Annotated in this window: 14 protein-coding genes; 11 read left to right on the top strand and 3 right to left on the bottom strand. The window is 73.7% G+C overall.

Translation table 11 applies throughout. The features are described 5' to 3' along the window. Window positions 1-74 precede the first annotated feature (74 nt). The 4 genes from AC5R91_RS04650 to AC5R91_RS04635 all read left to right on the top strand — a co-directional run bounded on the left by AC5R91_RS04650 (window position 75) and on the right by AC5R91_RS04635 (window position 6,009). The gene (locus tag AC5R91_RS04650) at window positions 75-2,573 is read left to right on the top strand and encodes a CaiB/BaiF CoA transferase family protein (RefSeq protein ID WP_495395869.1); all 2,499 of its coding nucleotides are present in this window, start codon (window positions 75-77) and stop codon (window positions 2,571-2,573) included. Between the two features lie 148 nt (window positions 2,574-2,721). Beyond that, window positions 2,722-3,903 carry a hypothetical protein gene (locus AC5R91_RS04645; RefSeq protein WP_495395868.1) on the top strand — a complete coding sequence of 394 codons (1,182 nt, stop codon included), beginning with the start codon at window positions 2,722-2,724 and terminating at the stop codon, window positions 3,901-3,903. 216 nt (window positions 3,904-4,119) lie between these two features. After that, entirely contained in the window at window positions 4,120-4,803 is a 684-nt protein-coding gene (locus tag AC5R91_RS04640; RefSeq protein WP_495395867.1) for a response regulator transcription factor, read from the top strand. 6 nt (window positions 4,804-4,809) lie between these two features. Then, window positions 4,810-6,009: a sensor histidine kinase gene (locus AC5R91_RS04635; RefSeq protein ID WP_495395866.1), complete on the top strand. Its 1,200-nt coding sequence runs from the start codon at window positions 4,810-4,812 to the stop codon at window positions 6,007-6,009. Window positions 6,010-6,030: 21 nt separating this feature from the next. On the opposite strand, the gene AC5R91_RS04630 is transcribed toward AC5R91_RS04635, so the two are convergent. The 3 genes from AC5R91_RS04630 to AC5R91_RS04620 form a co-directional block, all read right to left on the bottom strand. Next, window positions 6,031-7,113, bottom strand: coding sequence for a sensor histidine kinase (locus tag AC5R91_RS04630; RefSeq protein ID WP_495395865.1), 1,083 nt, complete (start codon window positions 7,111-7,113; stop codon window positions 6,031-6,033). 15 nt (window positions 7,114-7,128) lie between these two features. Next, complete coding sequence (locus AC5R91_RS04625; protein ID WP_495395864.1) at window positions 7,129-8,652, bottom strand: Hsp70 family protein; 1,524 nt, start codon at window positions 8,650-8,652, stop codon at window positions 7,129-7,131. Window positions 8,653-8,799: 147 nt separating this feature from the next. After that, window positions 8,800-9,237, bottom strand: coding sequence for a winged helix-turn-helix transcriptional regulator (locus AC5R91_RS04620; protein ID WP_495395863.1), 438 nt, complete (start codon window positions 9,235-9,237; stop codon window positions 8,800-8,802). A 164-nt stretch (window positions 9,238-9,401) separates the two neighbouring features. Between AC5R91_RS04620 and AC5R91_RS04615 the strand changes: the two genes are divergently transcribed. From AC5R91_RS04615 to AC5R91_RS04585, 7 genes are all read left to right on the top strand, one after another. Next, window positions 9,402-10,898 (top strand): MFS transporter, encoded by a 1,497-nt coding sequence (locus AC5R91_RS04615; protein ID WP_495395862.1) that lies wholly within the window; start codon window positions 9,402-9,404, stop codon window positions 10,896-10,898. A 63-nt stretch (window positions 10,899-10,961) separates the two neighbouring features. Beyond that, entirely contained in the window at window positions 10,962-11,360 is a 399-nt protein-coding gene (locus AC5R91_RS04610) for a pyridoxamine 5'-phosphate oxidase family protein (protein WP_495395861.1), read from the top strand. A 419-nt stretch (window positions 11,361-11,779) separates the two neighbouring features. Further along, the gene (locus AC5R91_RS04605) at window positions 11,780-12,412 is read left to right on the top strand and encodes an alpha-ketoglutarate-dependent dioxygenase AlkB (RefSeq protein ID WP_495397892.1); all 633 of its coding nucleotides are present in this window, start codon (window positions 11,780-11,782) and stop codon (window positions 12,410-12,412) included. A gap of 252 nt (window positions 12,413-12,664) precedes the next feature. Then, window positions 12,665-14,101 (top strand): MFS transporter, encoded by a 1,437-nt coding sequence (locus AC5R91_RS04600; protein WP_495395860.1) that lies wholly within the window; start codon window positions 12,665-12,667, stop codon window positions 14,099-14,101. Between the two features lie 251 nt (window positions 14,102-14,352). Then, complete coding sequence (locus AC5R91_RS04595; protein WP_495395859.1) at window positions 14,353-15,534, top strand: magnesium transporter CorA family protein; 1,182 nt, start codon at window positions 14,353-14,355, stop codon at window positions 15,532-15,534. 501 nt (window positions 15,535-16,035) lie between these two features. Continuing rightward, window positions 16,036-16,731 (top strand): hypothetical protein, encoded by a 696-nt coding sequence (locus AC5R91_RS04590; protein ID WP_495395858.1) that lies wholly within the window; start codon window positions 16,036-16,038, stop codon window positions 16,729-16,731. 740 nt (window positions 16,732-17,471) lie between these two features. Further along, entirely contained in the window at window positions 17,472-18,674 is a 1,203-nt protein-coding gene (locus AC5R91_RS04585; RefSeq protein WP_495395857.1) for an HAF repeat-containing protein, read from the top strand. Window positions 18,675-18,837 lie beyond the last annotated feature (163 nt).

Below are 18,837 nucleotides of genomic sequence, written 5' to 3'. Positions count from 1 at the left end.
GGTAGGTGCCCGTGGTGTGGCGCGGCTTTTCGAGGTCCCTGGACGATCCGGGGCCGGATGCGAGGAGACCGATCATGGAGGCACCGGGTCAACCGCGGCAGCTCCCCCTCGCCGGGGTGCGCGTGCTCGACCTCGCCGACGGCGGCGCGCAGACGACCGGTCGGCTGCTGGCCGACCTCGGCGCGGACGTGATCCGCCTGGAGCCCGCGCTGGGGGCGCCGTCGCGTCGGCGGGCGCCGATGTTCGGTGGCACCAGCCTGTTCGACGCCACCCACAACGCGAACAAGCGATCCGTGACGGCCGACCTGCGGACCGCCGAGGGACGTGCGGTGCTGTGGCGGCTCGTCCCCACCGCCGACCTCACCGTGCTGACGGCGCGGCCGGGAGAGCTGGAGGAGGTCGGCTGCGGTCCGGACGACCTTCTCGCCCGCCGCCCCGAGCTGGTGGTGGTCTCGGTGACCGACTTCGGGCGGACGGGGCCCTACCGCGACTGGGTGGCGACGGAATGGGTGCACCTGGCGCTCGGCGGTGTGCTGTCGCGGTCCGGTCTGCCGGGCCGCCCCCCGCTGCTGCCGCCGGGGTCGCCGGCGTCGGAGTCGGCGGCGGCGCAGGCGGCGTGGGCGGGGCTGGCGGCCTACGAGAGCCGGCTGCGCACGGGCGTCGGCGGCCTGGTGGACGTGTCCGTCTACGAGGCGACGGCCCAGGTCCTCGACCCCGGCTTCGGGATCAGCGGAACCGCCCTCGGCGGGACGCCGGCGTTCCGGGGCCCGCGGGGCCGCCCGGACGCGCGCCACCTCTACCCGATCTTCCGGTGCGCCGACGGCTGGGTCCGGATCTGCATCCTCTCGGCGCGGCAGTGGCAGGGCATGTTCCGGTGGCTCGGTGAGCCGGCCGAGTTCGCCGACCCCTCGCTGGCGTCGATCGGCCGGCGGTTCGCCGCCGCGGGGCGGATCTACCCGGCGATCGGCCGGATGTTCGCCGGGCGCGGCCGGGACGAGGTGGTCGCCGGCGCCCGGGAACACGGCGTGCCGGCGGCGGCCCTGCTCAGCCCGGGGGAGGTGCTCACCTGCGAGCAGTTCCTCGCCCGGGGGGCGTTCACCGAGCTGCCCGTGGCCGGCCGCGCCGCCCGGGTACCCGACGGGTTCGTCGAGCTCGACGGCCACCGGGCCGGCATCCGCACCCCCGCGCCGACGCCGGGCCAGCACACCGAGGAGGTCCTCGCCGAGCTCGACCGCCCCCGGCCCACCGCCGTGGCGGACGTGGCGGACGCGGCGGACGCGGCGGGTGGCGTGGGGGCGGTGGCGGGGCCCCCGTCGCGGTCGGCGGGTCCTGGCCTGCCGTTCGCGGGGCTGCGGGTCCTCGACCTGGGCGTGATCGTCGTCGGTGCCGAGCTCGGCCGCCTGTTCGCCGACCTGGGCGCGGAAGTCGTCAAGGTCGAGAACCGGGCCTTCCCGGACGGCAGCCGGCAGTCCCTCGACGGGTCGGTGATGTCGCCCGGGTTCGCCTACGGCCATCGCAACAAGTTCGGCCTCGGGCTGAACCTGCGCACCCCGCGGGGCGTGGAGCTGTTCAAGGGGCTCGTGGCCCACGCCGACGTCGTGCTGTCGAACTTCCGGCCGGGGACCATGGAGTCCCTCGGGCTCGGCTACGACGAGCTCGCCCGGGTCAATCCCGGCGTCGTCGTCGCGGACAGCAGCGCGTTCGGTCCGACCGGCCCCTGGTCGGACCGGATGGGGTACGGCCCGCTGGTCCGGGCCGCGGCCGGGCTGACCGGGCTGTGGCGCTACCCGGACGATCCGGTCGGGTACAGCGACGCGTCGACGATCTACCCGGACCATGTCGCCGCGCGGCTGTCGGCGGCGGCCGTGCTCGCGATGCTCGTCGCCCGGCGCCGCACCGGTCGGGGCGGCCGGGTCAGCGTGGCGCAGGCGGAGGTCATGCTCGGCCAGTTGGCCCACCAGCTCGCGCTGGAGTCGCTCGACCCCGGCCGGCTGGTGGCGGTGGGCAACGAGGATCCGGCCGACGCGCCCCGCGGTTTGTACCCGTGCGCCGGGGACGACGAGTGGTGTGTCGTCACGGTGCGCGATGACGAGGACTGGGATCGGCTCGTCGGCGTGCTCGGCGACCCCCGCCTGGCCGGCAGCGCCGATCCCCGGTTCGCCGGCGCGCAGGCCCGGGTGGCGCGCCGCAGTGACATCGACGAGGTGGTCACCACCTGGACCCGGCAGCGGCCACCGCGCGAGGCCGCGGCCGAGCTGCAGGCCGCCGGGGTGCCCGCCGGGATGATGCAGCGCGTCGTCGACTTCCTCGACGACCCGCACCTGACCGAGCGCGGTTTCCTGCGAACGCTGCACCACCCGCATCTGGCCGAGCCGCTGCCGACGGAAAGCGGGCCCGCCGTGTCCACCGTGCTTGCAGACCCACCGCTGCGCCCCGCGCCGTTGCCCGGCGAGCACAGCCGGGACGTGCTGCGCCGGGTCCTCGCCCTGGCCGACGAGGAGGTGGACCGACTCGTCGCCGAGGGTGTCGTCGAGATCTCCGTCCCGGCCGCGGACCGGGTCCCGGCGCACTGATGTCCCGGCCCCCGTTCCTCGCGGCGATGAACCCGGGGTGAACCACGGCGCCCGCCCGCACGTGATCCCGACGAGGGCGCAGGGCGCGGCGGGAGAGGCGGGGCATGGCAGCGGTGCATGCGGGTGCGGCGGCGGGGTCGGGTGGCTGATGGGCAGACGACCGGCACGGCGCGCGGTCCCGTCGCCCGTCCGCGTGCCACCCGGGCTGGACCCGGCGGCGGTCGCCGTCGTGCCCGTCCCCGCCGGGTTGTGGGCGCGGGCGCCGGGCATGGCGCCCCCCGCGCCCGACGAGCCGGCCCTGCACGCCCTGCCGCCGCGGTCGGGGGGGACCGGCGTCATCGTCGGTGCGCCGGGTGAGCCCGTGCCGGACGTCATGGCCGTCGCGGAGCTGCTGCGCGCGATGCCGGCCGCCGACCCTGACGGGACGCACGTGGTCCGCTACGGCGTCGATCCGGCGGACGGACCCTGCCTGCCGCAGCGCCTCGCCGACCGGCTGGGTCGTCCGGTACTCGCCCAGCACGGCCTGCTGCTGACCGGCGCCGACGGCTGGCCGCGGGTCACCGCGATCGACCTCGGTCGTGGCAGCTGGTGGCATCCGCTTGCCGAACAGTCCGTGTACCCGCCGGCGGGTCCGCCGCGCGCGGTCCGCTGGCGGGCGCCCGCGCCCCGGTTGACCGACCTCGGCGACGGTTACTACCGCCTGCTGGACGACTGGCTCGTCCAGGTCGTCCCGGCCGGGATCGCGTTGCGCCACGCGGGGTGGCCGGCCGATCCCGCCGTCGACGCCGCGCCGCACGACCCCGGCCGGTTCGATCTGCTGCTCGACGCGCCGGCGGCCGGTCTCGCCACCGGGCTGACCGACGGTCTGCTCACCGCGCTGGGCCGGCTCGCCGACGCCCTGCCCGGCCCGGCCCGGCTGCGGCTGCGGGTGGTGCTCCCGGCGGGCATGGCCGACGGGCAGGCACAGCGCCTGCGCTGGGCGGTGCCGGCGCCGCAGCAGACCCGATCCGGTCCGTCGAGAATCGCCTCGGCGGTGGCCGAGGTGGTGGTGGCCGAGGTGGTCGCGGCCGAGGCGGCGGCGGCCGAGGTGGTGGCGGCCGAGGTGGTGGCGGTGACCGAAGAGGATGTGGCGGCCGAGGCCGAGGGGTGGCCGCCGCCCGCCGCCACGAGTGCGCAGGGAACCGCCGAGGCGCCGCCGGGACCGCCCACGGACGACGTTCCCGCGGGTCCGATCCCGGTTCCGGCGACGCTTCTCGCGGTCACCCGCGAGGGTCGGATGCAACTGGTGAGACCGTCCGCGATGGTAGTGGGACGACCGCCGGCAGAGTGAGCTGCGAAGGTGCGCGTCGATCTCGTGGACGTGGAACGATCCGCACGTGGACCACGCGAGTTCGGCACTGACCCGCCGCCTGCCCGGAGCTGCCCGCGCGGCCCCCCGGCGAGACGACGGCGCGCTGCGCGGACGCGTCCTGCGGGGACCGGGGTCGGGACCGGGGTCGGGGTCGGGGTCGGGAGCGGGGCCGGGAGCGAGGTCGGCGGCGGGGTCGTGGGCAGGGGCGGGGGCGACGTGCGGGTAGCGCTCGCCGACGACGCCGCCCTGTTCCGCGAGGGGCTGTTGCTGCTGCTCACCACGGCCGGGTACGAGGTCGTCGGCTGCGTCGCGGACGGCGACGCGCTGCTGGAGCTGCTGGCCGTCGAACCGGTCGACGTCGCCATCGTCGACATCCGCATGCCGCCGGGCGCGGAGGGCGGCCTCACGACGGCGGCGCGGGTCAGGGCCCGGCACCCGCACACCGGGCTGCTCCTGCTGTCGCACTACGCCGAGACGCTGTACCTCATGCGTTTCCTGGAGATCGGCACCGAGCGGATCGGCTATCGGCTCAAGGAACGGATCGCCGGGGTGCAGGTGCTCACCGACACCCTGGCCCGCATCGACGCCGGGGAGATCGTGATCGAACCGGTGCTCGCCCGCCGCCTCGTCGACCGCCCCGCCGGCCCCAGCGGTGCGCTGGCGACACTCAGCCCCCGCGAGTCGGACGTGTTGCGGCTGATGGCGGAGGGCCGATCGAACAACGGCATCGCCGCCGCCCTGTACCTGTCGGCGAAGTCGGTCGAGAAGAACATCGCCAGCATCTTCAGCAAGCTGGACCTGCCCGCCGACTCGGCGGCGCATCACCGGCGGGTGTTGGCGGTCCTGCGCTACCTGGACGCCCGGGCGTCGGGGGACTGACCGGCGGTGGTTACGCGACCGGCATGGGTCGTTCTCGCCGAGGATGTCGCCCCCCTGCCCGCCGACGCCACCCTGGGGCAACGGGTCGCGCCGCTGCTGCGCAACCTGGCCCTGGCCGCCGGCACCGGCCAGGCGAACCTCTGGCTGCCCGACGACCCGCTGCCCGACGGCCCCGTGTCCGTTCCCGACGGCGCCCCCGCCACCGCCTCCGCGCTCTCCGCCCCAACGCTCTCCGCCCCAACGCTCTCCGCCCCAACGCTCTCCGCCCCAACGCTCTCCGGTCCGGCGCTCTCCGCTCCGGGCCGGCCGGGTGTGCGGGCGGTCGCCGCGGTCCGCGACGGCGGGAGGCAGGTCGGCGCCCTCGTCGTCACCGACGGGGAGGACGGTGCGGCCGCGGCGGTGCCGGCCGAGTTGCTGGCACAGACGGCCGACTGCGTGGCGCTGCTGCTGCGGGAGGTCCGCGCGGACGCCGCGCAGCGGGAGCAGGCGGTCCACGCGGCCGGCCTCGCGCGGCGGGCGGCGACGGTCGAGGCGGACCTCACCGCGGTGCTCGACGCCGAGCGGCACCGCCTGGCCGGCTGGGTGCTGACCGGGACGACTCGCCGGCTCGCGGAGGTGACCCGCCGCTGGCGGGACTTCGCCGCGGCGGCCCGCGACGATCCGGGCCGGACCCTGGCCACCCTGCGCGAGCTGCGGGCGGCCGTCGACGAACTGATCGACGACTTTCGGACGGTGGTGCGGGCCGTGCACCCCTCGACCCTGCGCAGCCGGGGGACGGCGGCGGCGCTGGGGGAGTTGGCCGCGAGTCTGCCCCGGCGGGTCTACTGCACCGGCGACCTCGGCCGGCGGGTCGGCTGGGAGGTGGAGTCCGGGATCTACCACGCGACGGCGGTGGTCTTCGCCGCCGTGCCCGCGACGGCCGACGCGCCGTTGTCGGTCCACTTCTCCCGGGCCGCCGACCGCCTCGCGGTGCGGGTGTGCGATCCGGCCGACTCGGCGGAACGGCTGCGTGCCGCTCTCGCCGACGACGCCCGGCTGCTGGCCGCGCTCGGCGGGGGGCTGCGCTGCCATGCTTCCTCGACCGGTGCGGCGCTGGTCGACGTCTGGCTGCCGCAGCGGCTCGCCGGCGACGACGATCCCGGTCCTCCGCGGACCACCCCGCCGATCCAGCAGGCCCCACAGATCCCACAGATCCCACAGCAGTGAGCAGCGACCCGCCGGGTGGCGTCAGAGGGGCACGGTGCCGGCGACCCTGGTGCCTTCGCCGGGCGCCGAGGTGACATGCAGCGCCCCGCCCACCGCGGCGAGTCGGGCCCGAAGCTGTGCCAGGCCGGTGCTGGCGGCATCGGCCAGGCCCGGCCCGGAGTCGGCCACCTCGAACCACAGCCCCTGATACGTGTTGCGGACGGCGACGACCACGGCGGCGCCCGGCGCATGCTTGTGCGCGTTGTTCACCGCCTCAAGGCAGGTGAAGTACACCGTGCTCTCGACGCTCGGCGGGTAGCGGCGGGCCCGGACGTCCGTCCCGATGTCCAACGTGACGTTGTGCGCCTCGCGGAAGCTCAGCGCCAGTGCCGGGGCCAGGCCGGCGTCCTGTAGCGGCACGGGCGTGATCCCCGCCGCGGTGTCGACCAGCAGTTGGTGGGTGCGGTCGAGCCGGGCACCGAGATCGGTCACCGCCGCCGTGAGGGTGTCCTCGTCCGCGGCCGCGGTGGCCAGCCGGTGTTCGACGACGGCGGCGGCCAGTTGCAGCGAGACCAGGTGTAGCTGCGCGCCGTCGTGCAGATCCCGTTCGAGTGCGTGCCGTTCGCTCTCCATCCGGGACGCCGCCCGCTGGCGGGCGTCCGCGATCCAGGCGAGCACGTCCTGGCCCCAGCGGCGGGCGGCGCGCGCCCCGGTCTGCGCCACCGCGCCCGCGACGACGACGCCGAGCACGGCCGCGACCTCGTCCAGGCGTCGCTGCGTGTCCAGGCGTCGTTGCATGTTCAGGTGGTGGGGCGCAGGCAGGGTCACCAGGAGGGTGGCGACCTCGACCCCGTGATGGTGAATCGGGTGCGCCGAGGTGACGGCCGTGGCCGCGGGAACGTCGGCCCATCCCGGCGCCGACCACCGGTGTTCGCACGGATCCTGCGGGTCCAGCACCCGAAGGACGACGAGTTCCGCTCCGACCTGGGCGCCGATCCACGCCGCCACCGGGGTGAGGTCGCCGCCGCGCGGTCCGGCGGAGGGCAGTTGGGCGGCCAACCGCAGCACGCCGGGCGCGAGCGAGGCGCCGGGGTCGGGCGGCCCCGCGGCGGCGGACGGTGTCATGCGGCAGGCCCCTGCCTAGCCGCGCAGCACGGCGACGAGCGCCGCCAGCAGCAGGAGGGTGACGACCAGGGTCGCGATCACCACCGGACGCAGGGGATCGCGGGACGTGGGTGCGGGGTCCGCCGCCGGCCGGCGCAGGGGCCCTGCCGGCGTCCTGCCCGCGAGCCCGCCGTCCGCGGAGCCGTGGGCGGGACGCCCGACGGCCGCGGGGACCCCGGGCGCGGCCGGCGGCGTGGCGGTGGCGCGGTGGGGCGCGGCCAGCGGCGCAGAGGGCGGCGTGGTGGTGGTCGGGCGGTGGGGTGCGGTCGGTGGCGGCGTGGCGGTGGGGCGGTGGGGCGCCGCCAGCGGCGGAGGCGGCGGCGGCGGCGGAGGCGGCGTAGGCGGAGGCAGAGGCAGAGGTGATGGTGGAGGTGGTGGTGGAGGCGGCGGCGAGCGGTGGGGCGCGGCCGGTTCGAGGAGCTGGGCGGCGATCCGGGCCGCGCCGAGCGCCACCAGATGCTTGGGGTGCGCGTTGACGACGGTCGGGCGTCCCAGGGCCGACTCGACCGTGCGGGCCACCGCGGGGATGCGGGAGGAACCCCCGGCCAGCAGGACCGCCGACAGGTCCGCCGGCTCGACCCCGGCGGAGAGCAGGGTGCGGTGCAGCGCGTCCAGGGTGGAGTTGATCGCCGGCCGGACCATGTCCTCGAACCGTGCGCGGGTGAGCCGGACCTCGGCGCGGACCGTCGGCAGGAACACCGGGATCACGGTCTCCTCGTCGAAGGAAAGCGCCTCCTTGGCGAGCACGCACTCCTGCCGCAGCCGGGCCAGCGCGACGGCGCCGGCGTGGTCCTGCGGATCGATGTCGCTGACGGCACCGCCCAGCTCCCGGTCGACGTGGTGCAGAACGGCCTCGTCGAAGTCGATGCCGCCGAGCCACTCCACGCCCTCGGGCAGGCCCAGGATCTCCATCGAGCCCGCCTGGAACCGCAGGACGGCCGTGTCGAACGTCCCCCCACCCAGGTCGTAGACGGCGATGACCGCCCCCGGCGGGAGCTGGCGGACGGCGGTGTAGTGGGTGGCGGCGGCCACCGGCTCGGTCACCATCCGCACCTCGCCGATCCCCGCCAGCCGCGCCACCTCGTCGAACTGCTTCATCCGGTATGGGCCCCACACGGCCGGACGGCTCAGGACGATGGTCTCCGGCGGCGCCCCCTGCAGGTCGGTGACCGCGCGCACGGTGTCGCCGAGCGAGGCGGCCAGCAGCGCCGCCGGGGAGAACGGGGCGTCGCCCAGCACCAGGGGAGTGGGGTCGCCGAGCCGGCGCTTGTACCCCAGGGCCGCGTGGCCGGGCGCCAGCGCCGCCCGGCGCACGGCCGCCTCGCCGGACAGCAGGCGGCCGTCCGGGCCGGCGTAGACCACGGCGGGGGTGACGACGCTTCGGCTGCCCAGGCTCACCATCTCGGTGTGGCCCCAGCGGCCGACCCCCGCCGAGACGGGATGACCGACGGCCACCGCAGTGAAGGTGGTTCCGAGATCGACTCCGAGCCCGTACCTCACCTGCCCGACTCCCGCAACGCTCGGTCCGCCTGAATCCTTCACCGCGTGCCCTGTCAGGGTAGAAGGCCGGCGACCCTCCGTGGCCGGAGTTGTCTTGTTTTTCACCAAGGCGACGCCCGGACGACCGAACGGCCGGCGGGTGCACGGTTACCGGCGGTGGCCCGCGCGGTCCTGCTGCGCGTCGAAGGATCGCCGCGCCTGCTCGACCCGATCGAGGTTGGCCTGCGACCACTCGGCGAGCGTGGCGAACAGTGGAGCGAGACTGTTGCCGAGCTCGCTGATCTCGTACTCCACCCGGGGCGGCACCTCCTGGTGGTAGGTGCGCACCACCAGCCCGTCGCGTTCGAGCTGGCGCAGCCGCTGGGTGAGCACCTTGGGCGTGATGGTGCCGATCCGCCGCTCCAGCTCCACGAACCGCTGCCGGCCGAAGGCGTGCAGGGCCCACAGGATGGGGGTGGTCCAGCGGCTGAAGACGATGTCGACCACCGGCGAGATGCGGCAGGCCTGCTCCGGCGGCAGCGAGGTCGCCGGCCGGGGCGGGGCGGGCCGGGGCGGGGCGGGACGGGGCGGGGACGTGTCGAGCACGGTCACCTCCAGGAAAGTGGCTTTCCACTAGGTTCCTAAAGCTTTCGGAATGCTAGCTTCTCAAGGCATTCACCAAACGCTGTCCAACTGGCTTGTGCCGGGCCCGCCGAGGCCTCGCTCCGACGTTGCGCGACGCGGCACGACCCCGAGGCAGGAGCGCTGTCATGTCCATTCCGGAATCCGTGCAGAGCACGGATACTCTCGCCCCGCCGGCGGCCGGGGCCGCCCGCAAACCTGGGCTCATCCTCGCCTTCCTCAGCGTCGCCGGCTTTATGACCTTCCTCGACGTCTCCATCGTGAATGTCGCCCTGCCGACCATCGAGGACAAGCTCGACATCTCCGCGACACAGCTACCGTACGTCGTGACGACCTACGGCATGCTGCTCGGCGGGTTTCTGCTGCTGTGTGGACGCCTCGCGGACACTTACGGCCGCCGCCTGATGCTGCAGGGCGGCCTGACGCTGTTCGCCCTGTCCTCCCTGATGGCGGGCCTCTCCCAGGAGGCGGTCATGCTGATCGTCGCGCGCGGGCTGCAGGGCCTGGGCGCGGCCTTCATCGCCACATCGGCGCTGAGCCTGCTGACCAACAGCTTTCCCGAGGGGCCCGAACGCAACAAGGCGCTCGGCGTGTGGGGCGCGCTCAGCGGACTGGCGGCGGTGGCCGGAGTGACCCTGGGTGGCCTGCTGACCGACGGCCCCGGCTGGCGCTGGATCTTCTTCGTCAACGTTCCGATCGGTCTGCTCGGCGCGTTGGTCGCGCCGAGCGTGGTGGCCGAGAGCAAGGCCGCCGAACGCAGCTCCTCGTTCGACATCGCCGGCGCGGTCGCCCTGACCGCCGGCCTGGTCCTGCTGATCTTCTCCCTCGGTCAGACGGTCGACGACGCCGAGCCGCCCGGCGGGCGGATAGCGGCCGGCTTCATCGTCTCCGCGCTGCTGCTCGTGGCGTTCCTGCTCATCGAACGCCGCGCCCGCGATCCGCTGATCACCCTGAGCATCTTTCGGCGGCCGTCGCTGCGCGCGGCGAACCTCGCCGCCGTGCTACTGCTCGGCAACGTGGTGACGCTGTTCTTCTTCGCCAGCCTCTTCATGCAGCAGGTCCTCGACTACTCGCCGCTGCGGACCGGCCTGGCCTATGTGCCGCTGGCGGCGATCGTGGCCGTCGGCGCGGGCATCGCCTCCCAGCTCGTCACCAAGGTGCCCGCGAAGCTGGTGCTCCTGATCGGGCTGCTGCTCACCGAGGGCGGCATGCTGCTGCTGTGGCGGGCGCCCGTCGACGCCTCCTACCCGGTCGATCTGCTGCCCGCCTTCCTCATCACGGGCGTCGGTCTCGGCCTGTCCTTCGTGCCGATCCAGGTCGTGGCGTTCACCGGCGTCGGCGAACACGAGTCGGGTCTCGCCGCCGGTCTGATCAACACCAGCCAGGAGGTCGGCGGCGCGATCGGTCTGGCCGTCGCCGCCACCTACGCCTTCCGCAACCTGGCCGAGGTGACGGAGCGGGCGCACGGCGTGCCCGCGCTGGTGCACCAGGCGCGGGCCGGCGTCTTCCAGGACGCCTTCCTCACCGGTGTGATCTTCGTTGCCGCCGCCTTCCTGGTCACGTTGGTGCTGCTGCCCCTCACCCGGCCCGAGGACGCCCCCGACCCGACGGCACTGCCCGGCTGACCGCGGCACGGCCCTGCCACGTCGGCCCCGCGACGTCAGCCCCCATCCGGACAGGAGCGGTACATGCGCGGGCACACGATGATCCTGCCTCCCGCGGCGGAGGCGTTCCTCGCCGCCGACCATCTGGGCACCTTCATCACCCTGCGGCCGGACGGGTCGCCGCACGCGGCCCCGGTCCGCTTCACCTGGGACCCCGACGCCCGGCTCGCCCGCGTCATGACCGTGGCCTCCCGACGCAAGGCCCGCAATGTGCTGGCGCGTCCGGGCGGACGGGTGTCAATCTGCCAGGTCGACGGGGGGCGCTGGCTGACCCTGGAGGGCCCCGCGGTGGCGTCGGACGACCCGGGGCGGGTCGCCGAGGGCGTGCGCCAGTACACCCGACGGTACTGGTCGCGCCCGCCCAACCCGCGCGGGCTCGTCGTCATCGAGATCACCATCGACCGGGTGATGGGTCTGTACTGACCCGCCCCGCGGCGGCCCGCCGCCGTCCGGCCGGGGGACCGCCGCCCCCGAACACGGCCTTGATCGCGATCGGCGGACCGTGGTCCCGGGCGAAGGCGACGACCTGCTCGACGTCGCGCACCGGTCGCTGAGCCCGGCGACGAGCGGGGCGCCCGCCTCGTGGGCGATGCGCCGGGCGATTTTCTCCATCGGCCGGAGGAAGATTGGCGAACGGTGTCGAGAACCACCTTCCGGCATCCATCGACAAAGTTCAACACGCGATATGTCAGACGGGGGTGAAGTCTCCGTGGACGATCGTCAGAGTGGCAAATATCCGACAGGTCCGCGCTTTCCTGCGGCTGCGCCGTCGCGTTCTGCCGGCGGGCCATCGGGTCCGCGACGTCAGGCCCGGTCGAACTGGTGTTTGGTAGTCTGAGGTGGTGGACGTCGCCCCGTTCCAGGCCTCGCTGCTCGATGCCGCGGCGGCGGTCGAGGTCGCTCCGCTCGCGGGGGCCGTGCGCCGGCGCGTGCTGTCCGCGGGCGCGTGGGTGGACCTGCGGCCGCGTTGGATCGAGGGGGCGGACGCCCTGTTCGAGCGGCTGCGCGACGGGGTCCCCTGGCGGGCCGAGCGGCGCTCCATGTACGAGCGGGTAGTCGACATCCCGCGGCTGCTGGCCTTCTACGGCGGCGGCGAGGCGCTGCCCGACCCGGCGCTGGCCGCGGCGCGCGACGCGCTCGACGAGCGCTATGCGGCCGAGCTGGGGGAGCGGTTCGTCACCGCGGGACTGTGCCTGTACCGCGACGGCCGCGACAGCGTCGCCTGGCACGGCGACCGGATCGGGCGCGGTGGCCGGCAGGACACGATGGTGGCGATCGTCGTGCTGGGCTGCCCCCGGCCGCTGCTGCTGCGCCCGCGTGGCGGCGGCCCGGCGCTGCGCTTCGAGCTCGGCCACGGCGACCTGATCGTCATGGGCGGTAGCTGCCAGCGCACCTGGGATCACGCGGTGCCCAAGTCGTCCCGACCGGTGGGTCCGCGGATCAGCGTCCAGTTCCGCCCGCGCGACGTGCGCTGAGCTCCCGTCGGCGCTGAGCTCCCGCCGGCGGGGAGTGCCCGGTGGCTGCGCGGCGCGTGTCCCGACCCGCCACGGACGGCGGATGTTCCCGGTCCGCCCGCCTTCGTGACCGAGAAAACGCGGGCGGATCGTTTTATTGACAGATCGGTCCAGAACTCTCTAGGTTTTGTGTACCGATCAGTCCAATAACTGGTGCCGTCGCGGATGAGCGTGCCGTCGGCGGGCGCTTCCCCCTTCTGAAGGCGAGATCCGATGACTCTGCAGGACGAAGTCGCCGCGCTGCGGCCGACCTCGGCCACCGGCGGCGGTCGTGACACCCGCCCGGCGCTGGTCCTCGCCGTGCTGTCGATCGCGAGCTTCCTCGCCCAGCTCGACGTCTGGATCACCAACGTCGGCCTGCCGAACATCGGCGCGGGCGTCGGGGCGGCGTCGCTGTCCGATCTGAGCTGGGTGTTGAACGGTTACGCGATCGTCTACGCGGCGCTGCTGGTCCCGGCGGGCCGCCTCGTCGACCGCTTCGGCCGCAAGGGCGGGTTCCTGCTGGGGCTGGCGCTGTTCGCCGCCGCGAGTCTCGGCGCCGGCCTCAGCGGCGACGTGTGGGTCCTCGTCGCCTTCCGCGTCGCCCAGGCCGTCGGGGCCGCGTTGCTGACCCCGGCCAGCCTCGGGCTCGTGCTGGTCAGCGCGCCGCCGGAGAAGACGGCGACCTACGTCAAGATCTGGTTCACCACCGGGGCGCTGTCCGCGGCCTCCGGCCCGGTGCTCGGCGGGCTGCTGGTGCAGGCGTCGTGGCGGTGGCTGTTTCTGATCAACATCCCGGTCGCGGTGGGCGCGATCGCGCTGGCCGCCCGCCACGTCCCGCGGACCCGCGGCGAGCGGGACCTGCGGGTGCCCGACATGCTCGGCGGCGCCGTCCTGATGATCTCGGTTGCCGCGCTGTGCCTCGCCATCGTCGAGGGGCCGCAGTGGGGCTGGTCGGGTGGCCGCGTCGTCGGCGCGTTCGTCGTGGCCGCCGTCGCCGTCGCCGCGTTCCTCGTCCGCTCCGCCCGCCACCCGGCGCCGGTGGTCGCGCTGTCGCTGTTCCGCAACCGCGTCTTCGCCGCCGGCAATCTGGTCCCGCTGCTCTCGTTCGCCTCGTTCGGGCTGGTGCTGCTCTCGGCGATCCTGTTGCTGCAGGGCCACTGGGGCTACTCCGCCATCCGCACCGGTCTGGGCACGGCGCCCGGCCCGGTCGTCTTCGCCGCCGGGGCCGCGCTGGCCGAGGCGCTGCACCAGCGGGGCGGGCTGAGGATCGGGCGGATCGCCGCGGTCGGGATGGCCATCGGCGTGGTCGGCCTGCTGCTGCTGGCCCTGCTCGCCGACGACGGGGCGAGCTACGCCACCGGCTTCCTGCCCGGCTGGCTGTCGCTCGGCCTCGGGCTGGGCCTCGCGGTGCCGGCGGCGATCTCGTCGGCCACGGTCGAGCTCGCCCCCGCGGACGCCGCGACCGGCAGCGCGATCGTGTCGATGGCGGTGCAGGTCGGCTCTGTGATCGGCGTGAGCATCCTGGTCGCGATCCTTGGCACGGCGTCCTCCGCGGCGCCGGTGGCCGCCTACCGGCATGCCTGGTTCGTGGCGTTGGGCCTCGCGGTGGCGGCCGGTGTCGCAGCGCTCGGCCTCGACCCCCGGCGGCGGGCAGCGGCCCACGACTGACCCGCGCCGGCCTTCGCCGCCGGACCCCGCCCCTGCCGTCCCGGGTGCCCATGCCTTCCCGGGTGATGGTGCCGGGTGACGGAGCCGGACCCGCTGCCCCGAACCCGATCAGACAGGTGCGGTGACCCTGCTCCCCGCGACGTGGTGTCCGGTTCCTCCGCGGCGGGATGGGAGTGAGGGGCCGGCGTGGGTACCGCCTTCGCAGACGAGCGGTCGCGGAGCCGCGAGCAGGCGAAGGGGTGGTAGGGGCCATGGCCGATCAAAGCGGTTCCGGACGCGTGGGACTGGCCGGCACGCCCCCGCGCCACCTCGACACGGGCGGTGGCACCGACGCCGGCCTCGGCGGAGCGCGGACCGATCCGAACCAGGCCGACCGCCGGGGCGGATCGGGCCCGGCGACCGCCGGCGGCGAGGCGTCGGGCCACCCCCGTGCCGGCGAGGCGTCGGGCCACCCCCGTGCCGGCGAGGCGCGGACCCGAGCCTTCCGCGACGGCGTGCTGATCGAGGAGAACTTTCCGCTCGCCGACGTCGACCGCTTCCGCGGGAACGACGACATGGTGGTCTGGCTGGACCTGTGCGCCCCGGACGCCGAGCAGATCCGCCTCGTCGCCGACGAGCTGCGCCTGGACCCGCACGCCGTCGAGGACGCGCTGTCGGCCGGCGAGCGGGCGAAGCTGGACCGCTACCCGACCCACCTGTTCCTCAACACCTACGCCGTGCGCCTCGACGTGGCCTCCGGGGAGTTGGTCAGCCAGGAGATCTCGGCGTTCATCGCCGGGCGGACGCTGGTCACCGTGCGTGGCGACGACACGTTCGACCTCGACGCGATTCTACGCCGCGTGAACGGTGCCGACCTGGCCGCGCACGGCGTCGGCTACCTCGTCCACGGAATCATCGACGTCGTCGTCGACGGCTACTTCGCCGCCGTGCAGGCCCTGGACGGCGCGCTGGAGGACCTCGAGGACATGCTCTTCGACGAGGACGTGCCGGAGCAGGCCGTCCACCGGCGCAGCTTCGAGCTGCGCAAGAGCCTGGTCCAACTCCGGCGGGAGATCCTGCCCATGCGCGAGGCGGTGAACGGCCTCATGCGCCGCGACACCGGGCTCGTCACCGACGGCCTGGTCTCCTCCTACCAGGACGTCTACGACCACGTGCTGCGCGCCACGGAGTGGACCGACAGCCTGCGCGACATGATCAACTCGATTCTGGACACCAACCTGACGATCCAGAGCAACCGGCTGAACCTCGTGATGAAGAAGATGACCGGCTGGGCGGCGATCATCGCCGTGCCCACCCTCATCACCGGCTTCTTCGGCCAGAACGTCCCCTACCCGGGCAGCGGCGAGAGCTGGGGGTTCTCGGTCGACCTGTTCGTCCTCGTGCTGTCCGCGGCGATCCTCTACGTCGTGTTCCGTCGCAAGGGCTGGCTGTGAGGGCGGCTGCGGGCTCAGAGGCGCAGGAACGGTCCGGGATGGTGGAAGGCGCCATGTAGGCGGGGCTGCGCCCGCAACCGTTCTCGGCAAAGGCGACGACGCCGGGCACCGGGGATCTCGCCGCGGCGGACGGCGTGGGCATCGCGGAGCGCTCCCCGCCGGGCGGCCCAACAAGGCGCGTGGCCGGGGCTCGGCGGGCGCCACGCCTCGGCCAACGAAAAGGAAAGGTTACGCTGATTTGCCTTTTACGCTGGATCCTATCGTCCCTGTGACCAGGCAGAATACAGCCACTGTAAGGCGCCTAGTGGACCGTGTATCGATGAGGACGACTTGACGGCGAGCCACTGCCCTGAGTTCCTTGCATGCGAGGGGATGCCAGGCCGATTCTCTGGCCTTGAGTCGGGTATAGTTCGGCGCATGAATCAGAGGGAACAACCGGCTCGGTGGAGCCCCCCGGTCCGCCTCGTCTCTCCGGTATCGCCGCTCGCGGGATAGCCGCCGATGAGCGAGATCCGGCGTCGGACCAGGGCGGACAAAGGGTCCATCCGCCTCAATCGGCGTGACCTATTTGCACTGGAGTGGATCTATGACATGGTCGCCATCTTCGAGTCGGACATCCCCAGTCTCCTGGATCCGAGGAAGCCAATCACGAGGAACGCCGTGCGGGCGATCGTTCGGCGGTGGGAAAGCGCGGGCATCGTCCACGCGGAGCATGCGCTCACCTATCAGGGCCGGCTGGTTCACCTCACTCGGGCGGGGACCCGCCTCGTCATTCGAGCCGATCTCGACACGACCCCGGTCGCCGACGTTCCCGCCCTGGAGGTCATTCATCAGGCCCTGGTGGCGCGGGCCCGATTGCGCATCGAGGAGCATGGTGTGGCAGGAACGCCCGTGCAGACCTGGGTGAGCGCGCGTCGATGGCGGGTGGAGAACACACGCCAGGTTGAGTACGATATGCCCGATCCGGATGGCCTGGTCTGTCTGGAGGATGGCACCGTCGGCGTGGTCCAGCTCTGTCACACGGTGGTGGAAATTCAGCGACTCCAGCCCTTCCTGGCCGGGCTTTCGGTGCAGTACCCCGTGGTTCTCCTGGCGATTCCGCAGGACCTGCTGGTGAGGGCGGAGGACGTGCTGTTTGACGGGCGGGTGGGCCACCGGGACCGCACCGGCGATACCCTACAGATTGTCACCCTGTAAACGCGATTACGTCCACGGCCTGTGATCATCCCGTCGGGTGGTCAGTGCCCGGCTTTCTCTGGCGCGTGTTCCCCGTGGCCCGAGTGTGGCACGGTCGCCGGCGCCGAATGCCGTCACCGTCGCCTGGCCCGGCTGCGCGTCGCTGCCCTGTCCGGGGGAGCGCGAGGGATTTCCGCGGTCGTCACCTCCTGAACGGAAGACATGCGTCCCAACCTGCTCGGGGGCCACTGCGGGCCGCACTGGCGCGCCGGACGACGGTGACCGACCTGCCGCCGCGCCCAGCAGCGCGGATGGTCGCCTGCGTCGGCTCCTGAGCCGGCCGCAAACGACAATGCTGCCACCCCGCATTCTGACCCGTCCGCACGACATTGGCGAGGACTCAGGCCGGAGGAGACACGATACCGGGACTTTCGTCCCGAGGTCCCGCGTGATGCGCGGTGGGCGGGACCGCGGGAGACACCCGAGAGTGGCCAACCAGTGCCTGGTCAAGTGTTGGTGATGGGCCGATCGTATCGGCAGCTCGGGGTATCTGGATTCCTCGGACACGGATCCGTCGCCGCCCTGTGGAGTCGTGTCGCTGCCGGCCTTCTGATCGTCGCGTGGGATAGTGCCGACCCGTGGGACGGGCCGAGGGTCCCGCGTGAGTTCGCTGCACGCGACGGCCGTCCGCGCAGCGACGACTACGTCGGCAACAGGCGTGAAGGGAATCCTGAGTGGGAAATCGACGTGTCTTTGTACAGATGGGTCTGCTGTCGGCGCTGACGCCCGCCCTGCCGGTCGCCCGGCGCGGCACCCGTTCGGGGTCGCGGTCCGATACGGCCCTCGACCGGGCCGGTGGCCGCGACGCCTCGGCCGCGGTGATCCCCGTGCAGCCGTCCGCGGGCGTTCGGCCCGCCCCGCGTGCCCTTGCCGCCGCAGGCATCCCCGACCCCACCGGCGTGGGACCCGGCCAGGTGACCTGCGGGGACGTCGACGGCGTGATGGCCGGCTGCTGGCAGCGCTCCGCCTTCGAGGTGGCCGGCTTCGTCTGGCGGGCCGGCGTGCTGCGGGTCCTGCCGCTGAGCAGCCGCCCCAACGCCATCAACGAGTCGGGCGTCGTCGTCGGCGACCTCGTCAGCCACTACACCCGGCAGGCGTTCCGCTGGGCCCACGGCACCCACCAACCGCTGGGCTACCTCGGCGGGACCGACGAGATGGGCGGCCGGTGGAGCCAGGCCGTCGGCGTCAACGTCCGCGGACGGATCGTGGGTACCACCAGCGTCGCGGGCGGCGACCGGCACGCCTACGTCTGGGCCGACGACGCCATGACCGACCTGGGGACGCTCGGCGGGTCGTCGAGCGAAGGAGTGGCCATCAACGATCAGGGGCAGGTCTGCGGAAACAGCGTGACAGCGACCACTCAAAGCCATGCCTTCGTCTGGTCGAATGGTCGCATCTACGATCTCGGCACCCTCGGGGGCACCTGGAGCAGGGCCGTGGGGCTGAACTCCCGGGGCCAGGTGGCGGGGACGAGCGAGATTGTGGGCGGGCAAAGTCGGGCGTTCCTGTGGGCTCGCGGGGCGTTGCGTGATCTGGGCGTTCTGGCCGGCGACCAGCAGAGTGAGGCGGTCGGCATCAACGACAACGGCGAAGTCCTGGTGCGCAGCATCGGAACGCAGATCAACGCGTTCGTCTGGAGCCGCGGCCGGCGCACTCCGATCACGGGATTCGGGCTGCGAGTCGATCCGGGTGGCATCAGCGCGCAGGGATATGTCTGCGCGACCGCGCTCAACACCGCCGGCAACGATCATGCCATCCGCTGGTACCGGGGAACCACCACCGATCTCGGCACGCTCGGCGGCGACTACAGTTTCGCCACGGCGATCACCGGGGCCCAGACGGTGGTGGGAAGCTCGGCGGTCGCCGGGGCGTTCGTGCCTCAGGCCGCGTTCTGGACGCTGTGATGTCCCGTGGCCGGCGATGGCAGGGTCAGCCGGGTGCCTCCGACCGCCCGGCCGGGAGGTCGGAGGGCGCCGCACTCCGACCGGGCCGCCCGCCGCGGCGGGCGCGGCGGATTGTGGCGCGGTGCCGGTGGAGCAGGAGGCGGTCGACGTAGGCGCCCCCACT

The organism is Frankia sp. BMG5.60, assembly GCF_059428125.1.
This window is presented reverse-complemented; position numbering and strand designations above follow the sequence as displayed.